We start from the raw sequence: 14,064 nt of genomic DNA on the forward strand, positions 1-14,064 counted from the left end.
CTTAATTGAGCCAACCGATGACTCATCGCATATTAATTGTTGAAGATGAGCCCTCCATTGCGGAGCTAATCGCCATCAACTTATCTCATGCTGGATTTGAGGTGGAAAAGGCCATGCAAACTGAGATTGCATTGGTTAGTATGCGCGAGCAATTGCCCAGCCTGGTGATTTTGGATTGGATGCTGCCTGGTAAATCAGGTGTTCAGTTTGCCAAGGAGTTGCGTGCTAATGAGCGCACCCGTTCTTTGCCAATTTTGATGCTCACGGCCAAGAGTGAAGAGGCAGATAAGGTGCTTGGCCTTGATTCTGGTGCAGATGATTACGTAACCAAACCTTTCTCTCCCAAAGAGTTGGTGGCTCGTGTAAACGCTTTATTGCGCCGTCAAACCCCATCTCAGGAGTCAGGCCCGCTGGCTGTAGGCCCGATACGCTTAGATCCAGTTTCCCACCGTGCCACTGCCGTATGGCCAAACGAACAGCCCAAGATTATTCCATTAGGGCCGACTGAATATCGCCTATTGCAGTTTTTGATGTCCAATCCAGAGCGTGTGCACTCTAGAACCAATTTATTGGATCAAGTATGGGGTAGTGAGGTTTATATTGAGGAGCGTACTGTAGACGTCCATATCAAGCGTTTAAGAGCTGCTTTGGCACCCGTCGATTGCGATCGATTTATTGAAACGGTCCGGGGCAGTGGCTATCGCATTACCAAAACCCCAACTCACACCTAATCTGGCCCTTCATACCGGTTTTTTCTACTGTTTTACACAGATGCTCTAAGATTGCTGCATGCTCTCTGCCTTAACCCGTTTTTTTCTAATTATTTGTCTGGCCCTTGTAGTTGCCTCTGTCACCCTTCCTAATTTTGGTGCTAGTTGGGCAATTTGCTCAAGTCTGGCTATTTTGGCGGTGCCACTGGTCTATTCCTACGTCAATTTGGCGCGCCTGAGAGCCTACGCATTGGATAACAACATTGAAAATATGCCTCTACCCAGCGGGTTTTGGGAGGAGGTTTTTTTTCGTCTCCAACGTTTGGTCTCAAACTTAAAGCAGCAAATTCGGACAATTGAAAAACAGCACGAGCGCTTTATCGAAGCTTTTCAGGCTTCACCGAACGGCATTGTGATGCTTGATGATCAAGATCAAATTGAGTGGTGTAACTCCATTTCTGAGCGGTTCTTTGGTTTGATTTTTAAGCGGGATGTGATGCAACGAATTAACTTCTTAATTCGTAGGCCAGAGTTTGTCCAATATTTGGCCAAGCGTGAATTTGACGAGCCCCTATTGCTGGAGCGTATGGGCGTGAATAGCAGTCTGAGTTTGATGCTACAGGCCTTTCCCTTTGGTGAAAAAAGACATTTACTGTTGATTCAAGACGTCACAGACTTACAAAAAGCGGATGCGATGCGCCGCGACTTTGTGGCTAATGTATCCCATGAAATGAGAACTCCAATTACGGTATTAATGGGTTTTCTTGAAACAGTGCAATCTCTCAATTTGGAGAAAGCACAGCAAGATCAATATTTTGAAATGATGATGGCTCAAGCTAAGCGTATGAAGAGCTTGGTTGAAGACCTATTGACTTTGGCCAACTTAGAGGCAAATACCTTGCCAGCGCCGATGAATGTCGTTCAAGCTCAAACCCTCATGGCCCTGCTGAAGAATGATGCTGAGGCGCTATCGCAAGGCAGGCATGCATTTCATTTTGAAACTAAATCATCTATGAATTTGGTTGGAGATGAACGTGAGTTGTTATCAGCGTTTAGCAACTTAGTCTCAAACGCTATTCGCTATACCCCAGATGTGGGCTCGATCAACGTCAAATGGCAGGTGGATGCTCAAGGGCAAGGGGAGTTCTCGGTTACGGATTCAGGCCCTGGGATTGCCTCAGAACATCTGTCACGTCTTACAGAACGTTTCTATAGGGTGGATCGGAGTAGGTCAAGAGATACCGGGGGGACTGGCTTAGGCTTGGCGATTGTGAAGCACATTGCCAGTCGCCATCAAGCCCAACTTCATATTGAAAGCACGCCTGGGAAAGGTAGTTCTTTTGCGATTCGCTTCCCAAAAGAACGGGTTACTGAATAGCTAAATTAGCTCAGTAATTAATCCTTTTTCTTTTTCTTTTTCTTCTTTTTGGATTCTTTAGGCAGCTTATCTGCTGCGCCATTAGCATACAAGCACCAGACTTTGATCTCTTCAAGCAGCTCATTGAGATCATCGTAGGCTAATTTTTTGAAGTCCTCTAGACTGATAGACCCAGATTCTTGTAGTTGCTTTACAGCGTCTTCGTAATCGTATTTGCTCATGACTTAGCTTGTAAAAGTATCAATACCGCGAATCCTACCAAACTAATATGACAAAACCCCTTTTTTGAGGTTTTGATACTTAGCTATCCTGATTGGTGGGTGGGATTTCTGATCCCTGATGGATGCCTGAAAGCCTGGTTGCTAAACGTTCTAGTGGCCCACCGATCAGAAGGGTGATCAAAATAGCGCCCACCGAAAGGCCCCCTAAAATGTATTCACCAGCCCCAAAGGCCGCCCCAATCAAAGCGCAGGCCCACAGGCTTGCCGCCGTTGTTAAACCATGAATCCGTTGTGAATTTCGCTCCCGGATAATAACGCCTGCACCCAAGAAGCCTAATCCAGTAATGAGGCCTTGTAGAACGCGGCTAACAGATTGCGCATCATCATGCGCCAATTGGGCAATCAACAATACTGCAGTGGCTGATCCTATGGAGACCAGGGAGTGGGTGCGTATCCCTGCGGACTTATGATGCAGCCAGCGATTTACCCCGAGAATAATCCCGGCAATCAGGGCACAGCCTAGCCTAAGCCCAATAGTCGAATAAATGTCCCAGTCTTGCATCTTAGATCCCGGTGAGAATAATTCCTGATGGATGCTCTCAGTGTATTCCAGGTGGATATCGTTACAAGCGGATAGGCACTTGAATGCGTTTAATCTGCCTGAATATTCTCTTTAATCAGCAGTGGATGGAATCCATAGGGATTTGCCTCCTTGGGATTTATCTCAATTTCTACAGCTTGAACTTGATCTGATCCCATCACCTCGAGGCGATATACATTCTCCAGGGTTCGTTTTTGATTATTAAGCAGTGGCTGGTCAATTTTCAAGCGATGACTATCGCCATGAATGAGCAGGATGGGCAAGTTAGTGCTACCCGCTAGACTACTGAAGAGCTCAAGAGTGTCACGGTAACCGCTACTTCGACTAGTTGCTTGATCTGGGGAATAAAACATATCCGCCTGAAATGCAAAAATAATGCCTACATATTTTTTCTGTTGCGCTTGGTCGAAGGCGTATTCGATCCAGGCAAGATTCGCAGCATTACGTTTTTTATATTCCTCATCGGAGCTTGCATTGCGACCGAAATTATTGTTGGAGCCTGGTAAATGTATGCTAACAAACAAAAAATCGTTTTTCACCCAAAGGGAGTTTTCAACAAAAGTAGTAAATGCAGGCATCACATCACCTTGACGTGTTAAGACCAACTTTTGTTTGCCAAAACTCAGCTTATTAGAAAATTGATGAGAGCGAATGTAATCTAAGCGCTCTATGGGGTCATAAGAGCCCGCTTGAGGTCGGTGACAGTCGGTCCACTCATTGTCACCAATGCTATATATCAATGGTTTTTGAAAGGTATTGAAGTAATTTGAGATCTTCTGGACATATTCGTCAGAGCAGGGGGTGGAACCTGATTTTGTATCGCCAACAAAAATACTAAATGATGGATTTTCAGAATTAATTTTTCCAATTAAACGCTCGTATCGCACAAAATCACCAGGCAATGTATAGGGCATGTCTCCTAGTGCGACAAAGCGAAACGATTGCGCATGAACTGAGTTGAAAAAAATACAGCAAAGGAGAAGGATCCCTCCCGCAGTACGTTGAAAGAATGGTGTATTCATCTAAAACCTCCATGTAACGCCAACTTCTGTTCGAGTGGTATTGGCTCCTGATCCAGAAGTCACAATGCCAAAATTAGCTGCACTACGCATATAGGATAAGCCAATATCAATCGCTTCTATTGGAGAAAAAATGGCCGCTACTAGACCGTAATTACTTAAGTATTGTTCTGTAGTGGGTGGATTAGTAGTAAGACCCATGTCCAGTGCTAGACGGATTCCTGGACTTACAGTCCAGACTGGTGCAATTGAAAAAAACAGTATGTTGGTTCTGTTGGGGTCTGTATTCTGACCGGTAGGGTAATTCGTGTTGTAGCTTGCTTTTGCATAGGCTACATTAGCGTGAATTTCCACTGCATTCCAATAGACTGACCCAATAAGGGTGGCACCATAATTGAGGGCGCTATAGCCTAGGCCAGCCACTTGCTGTGATGGTGCGCTTGGCAAACGAACACTTGGTTTAATTGCTAGTGCCCAGTCGCCATCCTCACTTTCTGCGAAGCGCCATTTCATTGCTAAAGCCGTATTGGAGACTGGGGAGAATGCCCCCTTTGGCTGAGCATATACCGCGCTACCGATTGAAGCCTCTATGTTATCGCCAATACCCCTTGTGTAGGTTGCTGGATAAGCATGTGCATATTGCGTGTCCACATAATCTTGACCGGGGATGGGTAAATCAACCGCGTTTAATGCGTTACTGTCATGCTGGTTAGTGGTAAATGAATAGATCTCAACTTGATTCCCATCCTTTTTTACTGTTCCCGCATCATCGGTGTTCAAGGGTTCAAAGGCCAGACTATAGCCGGGGATGATTGCCAGGGAGATTAGGGCGTAGTGAAGTCTGACATGCATATCTAGGATTATCTTCATTTACCAAAATAGCACCTACAAATGACGTATTAAAGAATTCGAGTATGGGACAAGTAATTAAATTGTCATGTTTGATGACTATATTGGGTTCATCAGTCATGCACTGATCACGATAAAGCGCTCTTCCTTTTTAAGCCCACTTTGCTGGGCTTTTTTCTTTTTTTATTCGTTATTAATCAAACTGAAATAAACGCCCAGTAGCATCTAACTATCCGACTAACTGATGAGTTCAAGGAGAGATGGATGAATACCCCTCTAAAAAAAGACTGGGTTGATCTTTTGGAGAAGGCAGCCCTCAAGTTAAGATCACCTGCGCCAGATTTAAAAGAGCAATTTGTTCAATCAAAAGGGTGGACCACAAATCGCCAAGAAAAATCTTTTTTGGTTGATACTAAATTTGCTTTAAAGTTAGATGAAATCATTTAACGTTTTACCCATTTTATTGAATGAGCCCTACCTACAATATTCTCTTTTTGTGCACCGGAAATTCAGCAAGATCTATTCTTGCTGAAGCGCTTGCAACCACCCTAAGTCATGGTCGATTTATTGGATTTTCCGCAGGCTCAAAGCCGACGGGCGTTGTCAATCCGATTGCGCTCAAATTAATTGAGCAAATGGGCTATCCGCTTGAATTGGTGCGTAGTAAAAGTTGGGATGAGCTAGGTAGAGAGGGGGCTCCTCATATGGACTTTATTATTACTCTTTGTGATTCAGCTGCTGGAGAAGAGTGTCCATACTGGCTTGGCCATCCTGCAACAGCGCATTGGGGTCTACCTGATCCGGCAGCAGTTCAAGGTAGCGAGGAAGATCGGTTAGCTGCTTTTAAGGCCGTAGAAATGGGTCTGCGCAATCGAATTGAATTATTACTCGATTTGCCGGTCGATAAGCTTGATCATCTAGAGCTGAAGACGCATCTTCATCATATCCACGAGGGATTTAAGTTTAACTAAGCTTACCCGTTGTAGTATAGGGAAAAAGATTTCCCTCTGGAGTGGTAATGCCTCAAAAAAAGAATGCAACTCTTGCTGCTGTAAAGCCTCATTTAAAAGATAAAAAATTTGCCGTTCTGCACTCCGTAGAGTCTTTTAAAGATCCCCGCCCCAGTATCAAAAAACGGATGCAAGATGGTAGGGCACTGCGCAAAGTAGTAAGCTTGGATGCCCAAGGATTGTATACACCCCCAAAACATCGCATCGATCCCATTACCATTTTGGAACGTCAAGCTCAATCTCGGATTACCGCTTTAATGCCAATCCGTTACGAGCGCATGCTGCAATCACCATATACCTTTTATCGTGGTGGCGCTGCAATCATGGCTCAGGATTTAGCCAATCAACCAACTACTAATATCACTGTACAACTTTGTGGGGATATGCACGTTTCCAACTTTGGTTTTTTTGGAACCGCCGAGCATCGTCTCGTTTTTGGAATTAATGATTTTGATGAAACATTGCCAGGAAGCTGGGAGTGGGATATCAAGCGTTTGGTTGCCAGCGCGATTATTGCCTGTAGAAGCATTGGTGGTGACGAGAAGACTTGCAAGCTTCTAGTCCAGCAGATTAGCGGGGAATATCAAGCTCAGATGGCGCGATATGCGCAAATGCCCTACCTCGATCTAGCGCAGCAATTTATTGGTGAAAAGGATGTGCGCAAGTACTTTAGTAAGTCGCATCAAAAAAAGCTCAATGCCTATCTGAAGTTAACCAAGGCGCAGAGTAATGTACAGATTTTAGAAAAACTCACCACATTAGTGGGTAAGGATCGAAAGTTAATTAATAATCCACCGCTGATTGAGCACTTTGATAAAAAGACGCATGGCATACCTTTAATTAATCTAATTGATAGGGCACTCTTAAATTACTCGAGTAGTCTGCTGGCTGATAGAAAGATTTTATTTCAGCGCTACTCATTAAAAGATTTTGCTCGCAAGGTGGTGGGTGTTGGTAGTGTTGGGACTAATTGTATGGTGATGTATTTTGAAGGCGATAGTGAAAATGACGCCTTATTTTTGCAATATAAAGAAGCCCAAAAATCAGTTCTTACTCCTTACTTGGGCGAGTCTATTTACGCTGATATGGGTAGGCGGGTAGTAGCCGGACAACGCTTATTACAAGGCGCCCCCGATATCTTTTTGAATTACGGGGCAGTGGCATTTGACATTGACAAGATGCAGGGCTTTTATATGCGCCAGCTGCGTGATATGAAGGGCGGTATTGTGATTGGCGGTCCTAATGGTGTGTCGCTGAAGAATTTTCCTGACTATGCCAAATTATTTGGTTGGGCTTTGGCTTTGGGGCATGCACGTTCAGGTGATGCAGCAATGATTTCCGGGTATTGCGGTAAATCTAAGCAGTTTGGCGAGGCGATGTATTCCTTTGCGAAGGCATATGCTAAGCAAAATGATGCTGACTATGCGCTATTCTGCAAGGCAGTCAAAAGTGGTCGCCTGCAGGTGGCCAAGAAAAATACAATTTAGGTGGGAAGCTTTTCATGGAAGCGTTGAACAATATCAACTTAGCCTCTTTAATTGATACCTCGATTAGCTTGAGCGCTGCCTTTGTGTTGGGCGGCCTCATTGGTTTAGAGCGTCAATTTCGGCAGCGTACAGCTGGCCTTCGGACAAATATTCTTGTGGCATTAGGGGCTGCCATCTTTGTGGATGCTGCTAATCGCTTAACAGGTCATGAGGGTGCTGTGCATGTCATGGCATATGTTGTTTCTGGGATTGGATTTCTGGGTGCCGGGGTCATCATGCGTGAAGAGGGTAATGTGCGCGGTATCAATACTGCAGCTACCTTATGGGGTTCTGGGGCAGTTGGGGCTTGCGCGGGTGCTGACTTGCTCTTGGAGGCGTGCTTAGGAACAATTTTTGTGCTTGCTGCCAATACCTTATTGCGTCCAGTGGTTACCTTGATTAATAAACAGCCATTGGATATGGAGTCCGTAGAGGTAACGAATTCCATTTACATCATTGCGCCCAAGCATGCCCAGAAGATCGCACTTAAGCAATTTATTGAAAAGCTCGAGTCAGCTGGCTATCAGACACAAGATGTCGAGGTGCATCAATTTGGCGCAGATGACGTGGAGATACAAGCGGTCTTAACGGACAGCGCAGTCGAAGGCGCACAAATGGACGCTTTGATTGAAGAAATAAGTAATATGGATTATGTGACCCAGGCCTATTGGAGTCCAAGTACCACTGATTAAATCCTGACTTATTTTTGCCATATTGACAGTGCAAAATGCCAGTGTGAAAAACCATATTGAAAATCAGCACTCAACTATTACGTGCCCCCATTGCCAAGCACAAGAGACCTTAGAAATTGCAGGCAATTCCTCGCATTATTTGCATCGCTGCAAGGCTTGTAGCGGCATTCTGAAGACCAAGTCAGGAGATTGCTGCATTTTTTGCAGTTTTGGCAATGTAGATTGTTCTCGTTCCGAGCAAAATTTAGCGGCTTAAGTATTTCCCAGTAGACTAGCTTCTTTTTAACGAATATGTCATCGTTCTTACATAAAATAGACATATTCATTTAAGCGCTTGTTTTAACGGGAAACACCTTGGCAATCAATCACCCAGATTTATATTCCCAATCCGCTGATTTGGTAGCGGCAGTGGATTTAGGCTCGAATAGCTTTCGGATGCTGGTAGCCCAGGCTGTCAATACGCCATCTGGCACTCAATTAAGACCCATTGATACCTTGCGTGAGTCAGTCCGCTTAGCTGCTGGTTTAACTGATAACAAGCTACTCGGTAACGATGCCTATCAGCGTGGTTTAACCGCCATTCGTCGTTTTGGCGAGCGTATTCGGGGCTTTGATCCATCCAAGGTGCGTGCCGTTGCTACTAACACGCTGCGCGTGGCTAAAAATGCCCAGCAATTTGTGAAGGACGCTGAAGAGGCGCTTGGGTTTCCGATTGAGGTGATTGCTGGGGTCGAAGAGGCGCGCCTGATTTATATTGGCGCAGCGCATGAGGTATCGGCGGTGCAGGGTAACCGTCTGGTGGTAGATATCGGTGGCGGCTCGACTGAGCTCATTATTGGTAGAGGCTACGAGCCTAAATTAATGGAGAGTTTGTACATTGGCTGCGTATCTCACAGTATGCGTTTTTTCCCCAATGGCAATATTGATGCGCATGCCTTCAAGGAGGCTGAACTTGCAGCCCGTAGGGAGATTCAGGTTATCGCAGGCTCTTACTTAAAGAGCGGCTGGAAACAGGTGATCGGGTCCTCAGGCACGGCTCGTGCATTGGCAGAATTGATTACGAACAACTTTAGTGATGAGCCTGAGCCGCTCACCATGGGGCGCGTGAATGGATCGAGTGGATTAATTACGCGCGATGGCCTAAAGGCCATGAAAAAGCATCTCCTCAAGTACGAGCATATTAGCCAAGTTGAGTTGGACGGCTTAAAAGAAGACCGCAGAGGTGTTTGGCCGGGCGGCCTAGCCATTATGTTGGCGGTATTTGATGAGCTAGGCATTGAAAGCATGGAAGTCACTGATGCCGCCTTGCGGGTTGGCGTACTGTATGACCTCTTGGGCCGCTCCCAACATCACGATATGCGTTATGTCACTGTCGAGCAGTTCATGCAACGCTATTCAGTGGATCGAGAGCAGGCTGATCGGGTTGGTAAATTGGCTGGAGAATTTTTAGCGCAATTGCCAAAGCCTGATGTCGAGGATCGGGCTGACAATATTGCCTTATTACAGTGGGCCGCCAATCTTCATGAGATTGGTTTATCCATTTCTCATAATGGATATCACAAGCACTCAGCTTATATTGCCGGTCATGCGGATATGCCTGGATTTTCTAAGAACGACCAGGCACGGCTCTCGGCCTTATTGATTGGGCATGCTGGTAAATTAGGTAAGCTAGCCAATAACAGCAGTTTTAATGACTGGCGTATGCTCTTTTGCCTGCGCTTGGCACAGGTCTTATGTCGCGGCAGGAGTGATACAAGTCTGCCTAGGGTAAAAGTTTCTGAGCACGGCGGCTCTTACTTGGTGACGCTCTCAGAAGACTGGATTAAAGAGCATCCTTTGACTGAATTTAGCCTGCAAAAAGAAGCGGCCGAATGGGAACGCATCGGCCGAACTTATCGCTTGGGTCTGAAGTAATCATTTGATTACTTCGAGGATGTATAGGCGCTTAGAGCCCTAAAAAATGCTTAGCGTAGCGTGGATTAATATCCGAGAGACGCAGCATCGTTAGTAAATCAGCAGTATTAAAGTCAGGATCCCAGGCTGGAGCGCTACAGATCTTTGCGCCTAATTTGAGATAGCCCTTAATCAATGGCGGCGGCTCCACCTCAAGACCGCCATTCAGGCGATCTAATGGCAAAGGTAAGCGTGGAAAGGCATGGTTTTCAATGGGAGCCATTTGATCATTGCCTAGCGAGTTATATAGGCTAGCAGCAAAGTGGCCGCCATCAGCCATTGGAATGCTTGCGCAACCAAGCATGATTTCATAGTCATGCTTTTGCATGTACTGCGCCAAACCACTCCACAAAGACATAATGACTGCGCCAGAGCGGTAATCTGCATGAACACAGGATCTGCCCAGCTCAACCATCTTAGGACGTAAGTGATTAAGGCGAACCAAGTCAAACTCCGCATCCGAGTAAAGGCGACCAATTTCTTGGGCTTTATGCGGTGGCAGCACGCGATAAGTTCCTACCACTTTGAGAGTTTCTTGATCGCGAATCAATAAATGGTCGCAATAGGCATCGAATTCGTCGACATCTAAATTCTCTGGGTGGGCAGGAAGGTGGGCACCCATTTCTTCGGCAAATACCTTATAGCGCAAACGTTGCGCTTCTTTAATTTCATCAGCGTTACTGGCCCAAGTAATCAGGAAGCCAGCTTTTTTGACTTTTTTAACTTGTTGATCGATTGGCGCGACTTCATGGGACGTCAATTCAGCGCGAGTCTTCAAGGCAAACTTTTTGCCAAATAGTTTTTTGGCAACTTTTTTAGAAAATAATTTCTTGAGTGGATTTGCTTTTGCTTTCTTTTGTTTTTTCTCATCTACTCGAGCAGAGAAAATATCAAAAGCAGCTAATGGGTTAGGAATATCTGACATAGAGAGCCTTACAAATTAAATAAAAGGGGAATACACACAATTGCCCAAAACAGCATTGCGATTACAAGGGCGAGCATGACTGCGGCAGAACCATAATCTTTGGCGCGTTTAGAAAGGTCGTGATGTTCAAAAGAAATGCGATCGATTGCAGCCTCCACGCTAGAGTTGAGAAGCTCAACCACCAAAACTAACACCAAGGAGGCAATCAATACCATTTTTTCCAAAGGGCGCACTGGAAGAGCTAGTGCAATGGGGCTAAAGATGCATAACAAGAGGAGCTCTTGTCGAAAAGCACTCTCTTCTTTAAATGCGTACACCATCCCAGACCATGAGTTCTTAGCCGCGTGCCATGCGCGGGTCAGGCCCCGATTGCCCTTATGCGGATTTTGATCGATGTGATATTTGGTATTCAAAATCAGGTCGATTTACGCTAATGCTGTGAGGTGCACATCTGGAGAGGGCACCGGTCTGAGATGATTGGCAAATTGCTCAGAAGCTGCTCTCCAAGAAAACTTCTCTGCATGTGCGCGGGCAACTTCACGAGGGATTTTGAGTGCCTGTAAGCAAGCTTCCCGTAAGTCTTCATTCATTGCCCCGGCAGGGGAGTTGCCAAGGACATCAATTGGACCGGTTACCGGATAGGCTGCTACTGGTGTACCACATGCCATCGCTTCAAGTAGCACTAAGCCAAAGGTATCGGTTTTGCTTGGAAAAACAAATACATCGGCTGCTGCATATACCTTAGCCAATTCTTCTTGCTGAAGAACGCCAAGGTAGTTCACCTCAGGATATTTTTCTTTAATACCAGCCATGGCTGGCCCATCACCCACAACCCATTTTGATCCGGGTAAATCAATTTCTAAGAACGCATTGATATTCTTTTCAACCGCAACCCGACCTACATACAAGAAAATCGGGTGTGCCGTACTGAGGGCTTTGGATTCTTGTACTTTGAAAATCTTGAGATCGACTCCACGTGACCATAGGACAACATTAGTAAAGCCGTATTTTTCAAGATCTTGTTTTACAACAATCGTTGGTGCCATCACAGCCATTGAAGGACCGTGGAACCAGCGCAAGAAAGCATAAGTGAGGCCAAGTGGAATGCCTGTGCGAGCCTTAACGTACTCTGGGAAACGGGTGTGATATGCGGTGGAGAAGGGCAGTTTATTTCTGACTGCATAGGCGCGGGCTGAAAGGCCCAACGGGCCTTCTGTAGCAATATGCATGGCATCAGGCGCGAACTCTTTAATCTTTTTCGCAACCAGCTTGCCTGGAAATAATGAAAGTGAAATATCTGGATACGTAGGACATGGAATAGTTTTGAACTCTTGCGGCGTAATCATCTGCACTTCGTGACCCATCCCAATGAGCTCGGCACGCGTTTGCTTCAGGGTTCTGACAACACCATTGACTTGAGGTTCCCAAGCGTCGGTAATGATCATGATCTTCATAATGTGGCCTCTTTAATGAATAGTTCAGCAGCAGGTAGGTTGCGAGTCTCTAATGCTTCTAAGGGCTCGCCTTTAATATGGGGCCAGTGAATAATTTTGAGTTCGCCGGTTTGCGTTTCTACTAAGGCGGTCAGACTCTCGACCCAATCGCCGTCATTGCAGTACAGCAAGCCATCGATTTCGCGAATCTCTGCTTTATGGATGTGTCCACAGACCACGCCATCACAACCACGCAGCCTGGCTTCACGCGCCATGATGTGCTCAAAGTCCGCGATGTAACTTACCGCATTCTTCACTTGGTGCTTGAGGTATTGGGATAGAGACCAATACTGCAAACCCATCCGAATGCGAATCATATTGAAGTAACGATTGATGTACAGAATGAAGGAATACAGCGTATCGCCCACATAGGCGAGCCATTTGGCATATTGCATCACGCCATCAAATAAGTCGCCATGAGTAACCCAGAGCTTCTTGCCATCAAGAGTGGTGTGGATTACCTCTTCAACCACCTTGACATCGCCAAAGGACATTCCAAAGAACTGGCGAGCACTTTCGTCATGGTTGCCGGGAACGTAGATGACCTCTGTGCCTTTACGGGCTTTGCGTAATAGCTTTTGGACAACATCGTTGTGTGCCTGAGGCCAGTAAAATGATTTCTTCAGCCTCCAGCCATCGATAATGTCGCCAACTAGGTAAAATCGATCGGCATCGTTATGCCGCAAGAAATCGAGGAGGTAGTTTGCCTGACACCCTGATGTTCCTAGGTGTACGTCTGAAATCCAGATAGCTCTGTAATGCATCATGAGTTGTTATTAGGCCTGTGGCTTGTGTAAAGATCATGACAATTTAATGTCAGTTTTGTGACTCAATTTATGTTTATCATCTTTAAATGAATGAGCAAAAACCACTTCAAGCAGAGCAGATCTCATTTTTTCGCTTGCTGGGGTCATGGAGCCGAATTGGAGTCCATGTATTGGCGGGCATTTTTACGCTGTGTTTTGTATTCCCATGGATTGATGCCCAGTCAAAAAAAAGACATATACAAAAGTGGTCGGCTCACTTATTGGCTATTTTTGAGATTGAGCTTAAGGTATATGGTGGGCAATTACTCCCCAAAAGCCCTTATTTATTGGTAGCAAATCATATTTCCTGGTTAGACATTCATGCGATCAATTCATATCACCCCCTCCGATTTGTTGCAAAGTCAGAGGTAGCAGGCTGGCCTATTTTTGGTTGGATGGCAAAGCAATTAGGTACTGTCTTTGTTCGGCGCGAAAGTGCGCGTCATGCTAGAGCGGTAGTGGGGGAGATTGCACAGGTTTTGCAGAAAGATTCTATTTGCATCTTTCCGGAAGGAACATCTAGTCTCGGAAATATGGTGTTGCCATTTAGGCCTAATTTATTTGAGGCTGCTCTAGTTGCTCAGGTGCCGTTATATCCTCTGGCGATACGCTATGTATCGAGAGTAACGGGAGAAAAAACGACCATACCGGCATTTGTAGGTGATATGGGGCTCTTGGAGTCGATGGTTCAGGTTCTTAAAAATCCCCGATTGGGTGTGGAATTACATTTTTTACCACCCATTAGCCCCACCGATGAAGATGCATTGGATCGAAAGCAATTAGCGCTCTATAGCCAGGAGTGCATCTCCCGACAGATCTAATAGCGCCTTAATTGGTAACAAAATTGACATATGCCTACGATACAAATGAAAATAGGTAAT

17 protein-coding genes are annotated in these 14,064 nt (G+C 45.5%); 9 read left to right on the plus strand and 8 right to left on the minus strand.

Annotated elements, in window-relative coordinates; genetic code table 11:
* The first annotated feature begins 17 nt into the window (after window positions 1-17).
* Both phoB and phoR read left to right on the plus strand, forming a co-directional pair.
* Window positions 18-731: a phosphate regulon transcriptional regulator PhoB gene (gene phoB, locus M2125_RS02575; RefSeq protein WP_076023081.1), complete on the plus strand. Its 714-nt coding sequence runs from the start codon at window positions 18-20 to the stop codon at window positions 729-731.
* A gap of 58 nt (window positions 732-789) precedes the next feature.
* Entirely contained in the window at window positions 790-2,088 is a 1,299-nt protein-coding gene (phoR, locus tag M2125_RS02580; RefSeq protein WP_076023082.1) for a phosphate regulon sensor histidine kinase PhoR, read from the plus strand.
* A 17-nt stretch (window positions 2,089-2,105) separates the two neighbouring features.
* On the opposite strand, the gene M2125_RS02585 is transcribed toward phoR, so the two are convergent.
* From M2125_RS02585 to M2125_RS02600, 4 genes are all read right to left on the minus strand, one after another.
* A complete protein-coding gene (locus M2125_RS02585; RefSeq protein ID WP_076023083.1) occupies window positions 2,106-2,309 on the minus strand; it encodes a hypothetical protein in 204 nt (67 codons plus the stop codon).
* 79 nt (window positions 2,310-2,388) lie between these two features.
* On the minus strand, window positions 2,389-2,871 hold the full coding sequence (locus M2125_RS02590) for an MgtC/SapB family protein (RefSeq protein WP_076023084.1): 483 nt from the start codon (window positions 2,869-2,871) through the stop codon (window positions 2,389-2,391).
* A gap of 89 nt (window positions 2,872-2,960) precedes the next feature.
* Window positions 2,961-3,932 carry a hypothetical protein gene (locus M2125_RS02595; protein WP_277539866.1) on the minus strand — a complete coding sequence of 324 codons (972 nt, stop codon included), beginning with the start codon at window positions 3,930-3,932 and terminating at the stop codon, window positions 2,961-2,963.
* A complete protein-coding gene (locus M2125_RS02600) occupies window positions 3,933-4,799 on the minus strand; it encodes a hypothetical protein (protein ID WP_280742431.1) in 867 nt (288 codons plus the stop codon).
* Window positions 4,800-5,042: 243 nt separating this feature from the next.
* Between M2125_RS02600 and M2125_RS02605 the strand changes: the two genes are divergently transcribed.
* The 6 genes from M2125_RS02605 to ppx all read left to right on the plus strand — a co-directional run bounded on the left by M2125_RS02605 (window position 5,043) and on the right by ppx (window position 9,920).
* The gene (locus tag M2125_RS02605; RefSeq protein WP_076023086.1) at window positions 5,043-5,225 is read left to right on the plus strand and encodes a hypothetical protein; all 183 of its coding nucleotides are present in this window, start codon (window positions 5,043-5,045) and stop codon (window positions 5,223-5,225) included.
* A gap of 20 nt (window positions 5,226-5,245) precedes the next feature.
* Window positions 5,246-5,749, plus strand: a complete 504-nt coding sequence (locus tag M2125_RS02610; protein ID WP_076023087.1) for an arsenate reductase ArsC — start codon at window positions 5,246-5,248, stop codon at window positions 5,747-5,749.
* Between the two features lie 47 nt (window positions 5,750-5,796).
* The gene (locus tag M2125_RS02615; RefSeq protein ID WP_277539863.1) at window positions 5,797-7,275 is read left to right on the plus strand and encodes a DUF2252 domain-containing protein; all 1,479 of its coding nucleotides are present in this window, start codon (window positions 5,797-5,799) and stop codon (window positions 7,273-7,275) included.
* Between the two features lie 14 nt (window positions 7,276-7,289).
* On the plus strand, window positions 7,290-8,006 hold the full coding sequence (locus tag M2125_RS02620) for an MgtC/SapB family protein (protein WP_076023088.1): 717 nt from the start codon (window positions 7,290-7,292) through the stop codon (window positions 8,004-8,006).
* A gap of 43 nt (window positions 8,007-8,049) precedes the next feature.
* Window positions 8,050-8,262 carry a GDCCVxC domain-containing (seleno)protein gene (locus tag M2125_RS10935; protein ID WP_425334204.1) on the plus strand — a complete coding sequence of 71 codons (213 nt, stop codon included), beginning with the start codon at window positions 8,050-8,052 and terminating at the stop codon, window positions 8,260-8,262.
* 98 nt (window positions 8,263-8,360) lie between these two features.
* Complete coding sequence (gene ppx / locus M2125_RS02625; RefSeq protein ID WP_076023089.1) at window positions 8,361-9,920, plus strand: exopolyphosphatase; 1,560 nt, start codon at window positions 8,361-8,363, stop codon at window positions 9,918-9,920.
* Window positions 9,921-9,951: 31 nt separating this feature from the next.
* On the opposite strand, the gene M2125_RS02630 is transcribed toward ppx, so the two are convergent.
* From M2125_RS02630 to M2125_RS02645, 4 genes are read right to left on the minus strand one after another with little or no spacing between them, the layout of a single operon-like run.
* On the minus strand, window positions 9,952-10,884 hold the full coding sequence (locus M2125_RS02630) for a GNAT family N-acetyltransferase (RefSeq protein WP_342394101.1): 933 nt from the start codon (window positions 10,882-10,884) through the stop codon (window positions 9,952-9,954).
* An 8-nt stretch (window positions 10,885-10,892) separates the two neighbouring features.
* Window positions 10,893-11,297, minus strand: a complete 405-nt coding sequence (locus tag M2125_RS02635) for a diacylglycerol kinase (protein ID WP_076023090.1) — start codon at window positions 11,295-11,297, stop codon at window positions 10,893-10,895.
* A 12-nt stretch (window positions 11,298-11,309) separates the two neighbouring features.
* Window positions 11,310-12,338: a glycosyltransferase family 4 protein gene (locus tag M2125_RS02640; RefSeq protein WP_280742432.1), complete on the minus strand. Its 1,029-nt coding sequence runs from the start codon at window positions 12,336-12,338 to the stop codon at window positions 11,310-11,312.
* A complete protein-coding gene (locus M2125_RS02645; RefSeq protein ID WP_076023092.1) occupies window positions 12,335-13,144 on the minus strand; it encodes a UDP-2,3-diacylglucosamine diphosphatase in 810 nt (269 codons plus the stop codon). The genes M2125_RS02640 and M2125_RS02645 overlap by 4 nt, the downstream gene beginning before the upstream one ends.
* Before the next feature lie 86 nt (window positions 13,145-13,230).
* On the opposite strand from M2125_RS02645, the gene M2125_RS02650 reads away from it, so the two are divergent.
* Entirely contained in the window at window positions 13,231-14,004 is a 774-nt protein-coding gene (locus M2125_RS02650; protein WP_280742199.1) for a lysophospholipid acyltransferase family protein, read from the plus strand.
* Window positions 14,005-14,064: the final 60 nt, after the last annotated feature.

It is taken from the genome of Polynucleobacter sphagniphilus (genome assembly GCF_029892205.1).
Classification (GTDB): domain Bacteria; phylum Pseudomonadota; class Gammaproteobacteria; order Burkholderiales; family Burkholderiaceae; genus Polynucleobacter; species Polynucleobacter sphagniphilus.

What these genes read in the sequence shown, in the direction of transcription:
- phoB (WP_076023081.1), top strand. Translation starts at nt 18, where the DNA reads ATGACTCATCGCATATTAATTGTTGAAGATGAGCCCTCCATTGCGGAG.
- phoR (WP_076023082.1), top strand. Translation starts at nt 790, where the DNA reads ATGCTCTCTGCCTTAACCCGTTTTTTTCTAATTATTTGTCTGGCCCTT.
- M2125_RS02585 (WP_076023083.1), bottom strand. Translation starts at nt 2,309, where the DNA reads ATGAGCAAATACGATTACGAAGACGCTGTAAAGCAACTACAAGAATCT.
- M2125_RS02590 (WP_076023084.1), bottom strand. Translation starts at nt 2,871, where the DNA reads ATGCAAGACTGGGACATTTATTCGACTATTGGGCTTAGGCTAGGCTGT.
- M2125_RS02595 (WP_277539866.1), bottom strand. Translation starts at nt 3,932, where the DNA reads ATGAATACACCATTCTTTCAACGTACTGCGGGAGGGATCCTTCTCCTT.
- M2125_RS02600 (WP_280742431.1), bottom strand. Translation starts at nt 4,799, where the DNA reads ATGAAGATAATCCTAGATATGCATGTCAGACTTCACTACGCCCTAATC.
- M2125_RS02605 (WP_076023086.1), top strand. Translation starts at nt 5,043, where the DNA reads ATGAATACCCCTCTAAAAAAAGACTGGGTTGATCTTTTGGAGAAGGCA.
- M2125_RS02610 (WP_076023087.1), top strand. Translation starts at nt 5,246, where the DNA reads ATGAGCCCTACCTACAATATTCTCTTTTTGTGCACCGGAAATTCAGCA.
- M2125_RS02615 (WP_277539863.1), top strand. Translation starts at nt 5,797, where the DNA reads ATGCCTCAAAAAAAGAATGCAACTCTTGCTGCTGTAAAGCCTCATTTA.
- M2125_RS02620 (WP_076023088.1), top strand. Translation starts at nt 7,290, where the DNA reads ATGGAAGCGTTGAACAATATCAACTTAGCCTCTTTAATTGATACCTCG.
- M2125_RS02630 (WP_342394101.1), bottom strand. Translation starts at nt 10,884, where the DNA reads ATGTCAGATATTCCTAACCCATTAGCTGCTTTTGATATTTTCTCTGCT.
- M2125_RS02640 (WP_280742432.1), bottom strand. Translation starts at nt 12,338, where the DNA reads ATGAAGATCATGATCATTACCGACGCTTGGGAACCTCAAGTCAATGGT.
- M2125_RS02645 (WP_076023092.1), bottom strand. Translation starts at nt 13,144, where the DNA reads ATGATGCATTACAGAGCTATCTGGATTTCAGACGTACACCTAGGAACA.
- M2125_RS02650 (WP_280742199.1), top strand. Translation starts at nt 13,231, where the DNA reads ATGAATGAGCAAAAACCACTTCAAGCAGAGCAGATCTCATTTTTTCGC.